The organism is Massilia sp. 05N420, from assembly GCF_056397205.1.
In genome coordinates, this window is the sequence record NZ_JBFTMX010000167.1 from 1 (window position 1) to 466 (window position 466).

The 466-nt window shown below is 54.9% G+C and carries 1 protein-coding gene; it reads left to right on the plus strand.

Annotated elements, in window-relative coordinates; genetic code table 11:
* Nucleotides 1–283: hypothetical protein (locus AC1DIX_RS27810; RefSeq protein ID WP_477328574.1), on the plus strand; the 283-nt coding region annotated here is incomplete at its 5' end.
* Between the last annotated feature and the right edge of the window lie 183 nt (nucleotides 284–466).

A 466-nucleotide genomic window follows, 5' to 3' on the forward strand; every position in this document is an offset into this window, starting at 1 on the left:
GATGAAAGACCAGCGCGGCGATAAGCCTCCAGTTATCTCCCGCTTCAATTTTGAGAAAGCGGGCGATGCTCAACCTTCGATCCCGCTCGACAAAATCGACGGACACAACCCGGCCAGGATCACTATTCCCAACGTGGCGGTCTGCCTCGTGGCAGATTCCAATGGAAAGTGCGTTCCTATCAACCCGTTTGAGAGCAGGCTGATGGTCAACCCTCAAGCGACGCGGACAGTAGCAGCTATGAAATACTTCAAAGAAAGCTTCTGCAAGGGTGCGTCGTTCTAGCCCGCGCGGTCGCATGCGTTGGACTTTGGTCTGATATCTTAGGGAAAGAAAACCCCGCTCAGAGGCGGGGCAAGGTGCTGTGGGAGTTTGATGTCGGGGAAAGTGACATCGGTAACATAACTCGGAAGGCTGCATGTTGGTTCTGCGCTAATGTCTCCGCGCGGACAGGTCGTAGACTGCCGG